Below are 5,645 nucleotides of genomic sequence, written 5' to 3'. Positions count from 1 at the left end.
GGCGGATTCCATTTGCAAGTGCAACGGTCTAACATCTAGATAATACCTCAAGTGGTGTTTGGTAGTCTAGTACTTTTCGGGGTCGGTTGTTTAATCTGTGTTCGATAAATTGTGTTTGCTCAAGCGTCACTGTGTCAAGCCGTTGCGATTTAGGTAGATATTGACGAATCAAACCATTCATGTTTTCATTGCTTCCTCGTTGCCATGACGCATACGGTTTGGCAAAGTAAACATCGATATGCAAAGCATTTGCGATGTCTTTGTGATTGGCAAACTCTTTGCCGTTATCATACGTGACGGTACGTGCTTTGAATGGCCTAAGTGCTTCGATGCTGCTACTGGCAATGGTTGATGCACGGCGATTTTGATGAGGTCTGATGATACACAATCGGGTCTTACGCTCGACTAAGGTTAGCAGCGCCCCTTTGTGTTGTTTGCCGACAATGGTGTCGCCTTCGAAGTCACCGAAGCGACTGCGCTTATCAACAACCGCAGGACGCTCATCAATATCACGCCGATCAACAATTTGTCCGCGTCTTTGTTGACCTGAGCCGTAGCGCTTGCGACGTTGTTTTTGACAGCGAAGATGCTGATAAAGCTTGCCACCATTTGCTTTATCGGCATAGATAAACAGATAGATACGCTCAATACTCGGCACATCAATCCAGCCCATCAGTTTAAGGCGCCCATGGATTTGTTCTGGTGACCAATCGTTTTCAATCAGATAGCTTATGTAGGCAAAGCCAAAGTCGGTGATTTGTTGATTGCCTTTGCGTTTACGACCTTGAGCTAAATGATTTGCTTGTTTTGGTCGGTAGCCACGCTTGCCCGTATTGCGCTGAATCTCTCGGCTAATCGTGGATTTATCTCGACCAAGCTTACGCGCAATTTCAGACAATGAAATTTTGCTTTTGCGTAAAATAAATATGTGGTATCGTTCATAGTCTGTAAGGTGTGTATATGAGTAATTCATAATCTGGATTCTCCTTTGTAAAAGTAAGCAAGTGCAACGATACACATCTTACTTTTTTATGCAACATCTATATCGTTGCACTTACAAATGGAATTCAGGAAGCATTATTATTTTCTTTGTTGTTCAAGTTTCTCGCCACCCTATCGCCGAGTCAATAGCGACTTTTTCTGGATTACAGTTTATAGGCAAATGCAGTTATAGCTTGTATTTAATTCATATCCCTGTATTGCGTAGCCTCAAACAGTTTTACGATACAGAAGGTGTCCCGCCTAATATTATCTGCGTCTTTGCCGCCATCATAATCGCAACGTTAGTCTTACATTACACCGTATTCAATCCAGCAAAAAATAAACAACTACCAGCATAAAGAAATAAAAGTGCAGCGATACGTATCTTGTTTTTTATGCAACATTTTATTACGGCACTTGCAAATAGAGCCCAAGACGCAAAAAAACAATATTGTTAGTCAGCGGCTTTAGTCAACGGCTGGCTACCCTCAAGATACTGTTTGCCATTATCTTTAACACGCACAACATCTACACGCTCTGACCCTAAATGGACTTCTTCTAACGTCACTGCCAGCGAGGCAATCTCAGTTTGCATTTTTTGTAACGCTTCTTCTAATGTGTAGGTCAATTTATGGATACTGTGCATTTCTTGCGGTGTTATTTCGTCTTTTTGCAAAAGTGTCGCCAATTTTTGGTTATACGTTGATAAATTCTCAACTGCTTGGGCAAGCGTCTCTGATTCTACCGCTTGGAAATGATCGACACGTGCTTTTTCCTCGCTTGCATAGGCTGCTGGCATGCATAGCGCAACAACGCCCGCGAATAAAACAACAACCAAATTTTTTTTCATTAGATTTTTTTTCACTGAATTTTTTTTCATTTGATATGCGCTATTTGTCATAATAAACGTCTCCTATAATGGGTTAAGTAATGGGTTAATATTAACTACGTCATAAATGATAACGATTATCATTTGCAACAAATGATAACTTTGTCGCGACAAATGTCAATTAGTTTGTCAAAAAATTTCGCCATCTCTTTTAAGCCACCAATAAAGCACCAATAGACCGCCATTCAAAAAACAGTACCAATAAATGAATTTTTATAACAAAATAAATAATTTGTATTAATAGTCCATTTTTTAAACCACAAAAAAATTGGTCATTTATTTATCAATTGACAATTCTTACACGTTTGAACAAAAATGGGCTTTGATTTTCAGGCAAAACGCCTTACCATTGGCAGACAATTTTATCGTGATTTGTTAAGTGAGGACTTGAGAATTGACACAATGGCTTTCTGAAAAAAATGACAATAATTGGACTGTTGCTGACAGCGTCCAACTATATGGCCCTAGTGCGTGGGGTGCAGGTTATTTCTCCATAAACGACCAAGGCAATGCCTGCATTAATGTTACTGTTAATGAAAAACCCATCACCGTGGCTATCACGGATATTGTCGAGGGAATGAAGTCACGCGGGCTTGATATGCCTTGTGTTTTGCGGATTGAGAATCTACTCGACGAACGTATTCGCCTGATTAATGATAGCTTCGCCGACGCGATGCAACGGGTTGACTATCGCGGATTTTATCGTGGCGTTTTCCCTATCAAAGTCAACCAGCAATACCATGTTATTGAGGAAATTGCGAGTTTTGGCAAACGCTACAAGCACGGACTAGAGGCAGGCAGCAAAGCCGAACTCTTGATTGCTTTGTCGCAATTAAATGATTTTGATAGCTTAATCATTTGCAATGGCTACAAAGACGAAGAATTCATCGAGCTGGGACTATACGCCATTGCGATGGGCTACAACTGCTTTTTCGTCATTGAGTCTAGCGAAGAACTAGAAACCATCCTAGCACAAAGCAACAAACTTGGCGTTGATCCATTGATTGGCATTCGTGTTCGCTTGGCGACCACTGTCGATGGACATTGGAGTGGTGACAGCGGTGACGGCTCCATTTTTGGCGTATCTACGGCGGGCATTTTGCGTGCGGTAGAGATTTTAAAAGCGGCGGATAAGCTTGATTGCCTACAGCTGCTGCACTGCCACTTAGGCTCACAAATCCCCAATATCCGTAATGTCAGGATTGGTATCCAAGAAACCTGCCAATACTACGCAGGGCTAATCGCCGAAGGCGCACCCATGGGTTACCTCGATATTGGCGGCGGCCTTGCCGTTGACTATGATGGCAGCCAAAGCAACACCTCGCATAGCATGAATTATGGCATCAGCGAATACTGTACCAATGTCATTGAAACCGTCATCGAAACGCTAGACCCACTCGGCATTGAGCACCCGCATATCGTGTCAGAATCAGGGCGTTCAACCGTGGCGTATTCGTCCATGCTGTTATTTAATATCCTCAGTGTACGCAGTAAACAGGCGTATCACCTACCTGCCGCTATTGACGACGAATGGCCTGAAGCACTGGTTAACTTGTTTGAGGCGCATCAACAGCTGAGCCTCCACAATGTCCAAGAGACTTTTAACGATGCCATTTATTATCGTGATGAAGTACGCCAACTATTCCAGCGCGGACAAGCCAGTTTGCGTGAACGCGCCATGGCCGAAGAAATGACACTCGCCATTTTAAATCAAATCCGCTTGCTGATGCCCAAACTATCGCGAATCCCACAAGCCTTAGAAGACATTCCCAAAACAATTGCGAGCATTTATTACGGCAATTTCAGCCTGTTTCAATCATTACCCGATGTGTGGGCAATCGACCAAGTCTTTCCTATTATGCCAATTCACCGACTGGATGAGTTTCCTAGCACAGAGGCCATTATCGCGGATTTAACCTGCGACTGCGATGGCCGCATTGATCGTTTTATTTTAAACAACGAGTACCACGAAACCATTCCACTGCATGCGCTACGCCAAGACGAAGAGTACTATTTGGGTGTGTTTTTAGTCGGTGCTTACCAAGAAACCCTGGGCGATTTGCATAATTTATTTGGTGATACCAATGTCGTTAGCGTCCATATTAATGGCGAAGATAGCTTTGAATTTCGCCGTGAGTTCGAGGGCGACAGCATCGCTGATGTGCTGAGTTATGTCGAATACACACCCGCTATTATGCTAGAACAACTCAGAAAAATCTGTGAAAATGCCGTACAAAAAGGTAAAATCACCCCTAAAATTCGCAAAAGTATACTGGGCGCTTTCCGCCAAAGCTTACAAGGTTACACTTATTTTGAACGCTAATATACAAACAAGGTTAAGAGGTTAATATGTCTAAAGTTGTGATTATTGGAGCCGGCGGTGTCGGCAATGTTGTCGCGCATAAATGCGCACAGTTAGTGGACGTGTTCAGTGACATCGTACTGGCCTCGCGCACGAAATCAAAATGTGATGCCATTGCCGCAGACATTAAATCCAGCCTTAACCGCGACATTAAAACAGCCGCAGTCGATGCCGATAATGTTGCCGAACTGACCGCACTATTAAAGCAAGAGCAACCTAAATTGGTGATCAATGTTGCCCTACCTTATCAAGATTTAAGTATTATGGATGCCTGTCTTGAAGCCGGCGTTGATTATCTTGACACCGCCAATTACGAACCACTTGATACCGCCAAATTTGAATACAAATGGCAATGGGCATATCAAGATAAATTTAAAAAAGCGGGACTGACGGCTTTATTAGGGTCAGGTTTTGATCCAGGGGCAACCAATGTCTTTACCGCCTATTTAGCCAAGCATTATTTCGACGAAATCGAAACACTCGATATTATTGATGTCAATGGCGGTGATCATGGCTATCCATTTGCCACCAATTTTAATCCCGAAATAAATATCCGCGAAGTGACCGCCGATTGCCGCCACTTTGAAAACGGTCAATTTGTCACCACCCCGGCCATGTCAACAAAAGCCGCGTTTACTTGCCCAGAAGAAATCGGTGACTTTACCATTTACCGTTTATACCACGAAGAACTTGAGTCATTAGCAAAGCATTACCCAAGCCTTAAACGCGCCCAATTTTGGATGAGCTTTTCAGACAATTATCTGAAACACCTCGAAGTATTGGGCAATGTTGGCATGACAGGCATTGAACCGGTTGACTATAAAGGCCAAAAAATTGTGCCCATTCAATTTCTTGCGCAGTTATTACCTGACCCAGCAAGTCTTGGTCCACGCACTAAGGGCAAAACCTGTATCGGCTGCGTCGTCACAGGCATTAAAGATGGCGAAAAGAAAACCTATTATCTTTACAACATCTGCGATCATGAAGCGTGTTACGCAGAAGTAAAATCACAAGCCATTTCCTATACCACAGGCGTACCTGCAATGATTGGCGCAAAAATGATGCTGCAAGGCCACTGGAAACAACCTGGCGTATGGAATATGGAGCAATTAAACCCAGACCCATTTATGGCCGACATGAATCAATACGGCCTGCCTTGGAAAGTCATTGAACTTAAGGACTTTGCGCTGAATTAATTGCGCTGCGCTTAATTAATCGTGCCTCACCTAAAAATCCTTAGCAAAAATCCTCGCCAATGCGGGGATTTTTTACGCCTGAATTCCATTTGTAAGTGCAACGATATAGATGTTGCATAAAAAAGTAAGATGTGTATCGTTGCACTTGCTTACTTTTACAAAGGAGAATCCAGATTATGAATTACTCATATACACACCTTACAGACTATGAACGATA

5 protein-coding genes are annotated in these 5,645 nt (G+C 42.9%); 3 read left to right on the top strand and 2 right to left on the bottom strand.

Annotated features, from left to right (window positions below; genetic code table 11):
- Window positions 1-28: 28 nt before the first annotated feature.
- Complete coding sequence (locus GCU85_RS09780) at window positions 29-973, bottom strand: IS30 family transposase (RefSeq protein WP_152810999.1); 945 nt, start codon at window positions 971-973, stop codon at window positions 29-31.
- 58 nt (window positions 974-1,031) lie between these two features.
- On the opposite strand from GCU85_RS09780, the gene GCU85_RS09775 reads away from it, so the two are divergent.
- The gene (locus GCU85_RS09775; protein ID WP_152810998.1) at window positions 1,032-1,340 is read left to right on the top strand and encodes an acyltransferase family protein; all 309 of its coding nucleotides are present in this window, start codon (window positions 1,032-1,034) and stop codon (window positions 1,338-1,340) included.
- Between the two features lie 95 nt (window positions 1,341-1,435).
- On the opposite strand, the gene GCU85_RS09770 is transcribed toward GCU85_RS09775, so the two are convergent.
- On the bottom strand, window positions 1,436-1,861 hold the full coding sequence (locus GCU85_RS09770) for a DUF6746 family protein (protein ID WP_218110669.1): 426 nt from the start codon (window positions 1,859-1,861) through the stop codon (window positions 1,436-1,438).
- A gap of 403 nt (window positions 1,862-2,264) precedes the next feature.
- Here GCU85_RS09770 and speA point away from each other — a divergent pair, with 403 nt between their 5' ends.
- Window positions 2,265-4,193, top strand: a complete 1,929-nt coding sequence (gene speA, locus GCU85_RS09765) for a biosynthetic arginine decarboxylase (RefSeq protein ID WP_152810997.1) — start codon at window positions 2,265-2,267, stop codon at window positions 4,191-4,193.
- Window positions 4,194-4,219: 26 nt separating this feature from the next.
- Entirely contained in the window at window positions 4,220-5,428 is a 1,209-nt protein-coding gene (locus GCU85_RS09760; protein ID WP_152810996.1) for a saccharopine dehydrogenase family protein, read from the top strand.
- Window positions 5,429-5,645: the final 217 nt, after the last annotated feature.

This window comes from Ostreibacterium oceani (genome assembly GCF_009362845.1).
Lineage (GTDB): Bacteria > Pseudomonadota > Gammaproteobacteria > Cardiobacteriales > Ostreibacteriaceae > Ostreibacterium > Ostreibacterium oceani.
The sequence above is the reverse complement of the archived record's forward strand: the minus strand, read 5'-3'. Positions and strand labels throughout refer to the sequence as shown.

Bases quoted from the DNA above. Each gene is read 5' to 3' on its own strand.
- GCU85_RS09760 (WP_152810996.1), top strand. From the start codon at position 4,220: ATGTCTAAAGTTGTGATTATTGGAGCCGGCGGTGTCGGCAATGTTGTC.
- GCU85_RS09780 (WP_152810999.1), bottom strand. From the start codon at position 973: ATGAATTACTCATATACACACCTTACAGACTATGAACGATACCACATA.
- GCU85_RS09775 (WP_152810998.1), top strand. From the start codon at position 1,032: ATGCAACATCTATATCGTTGCACTTACAAATGGAATTCAGGAAGCATT.
- GCU85_RS09770 (WP_218110669.1), bottom strand. From the start codon at position 1,861: ATGAAAAAAAATTCAGTGAAAAAAAATCTAATGAAAAAAAATTTGGTT.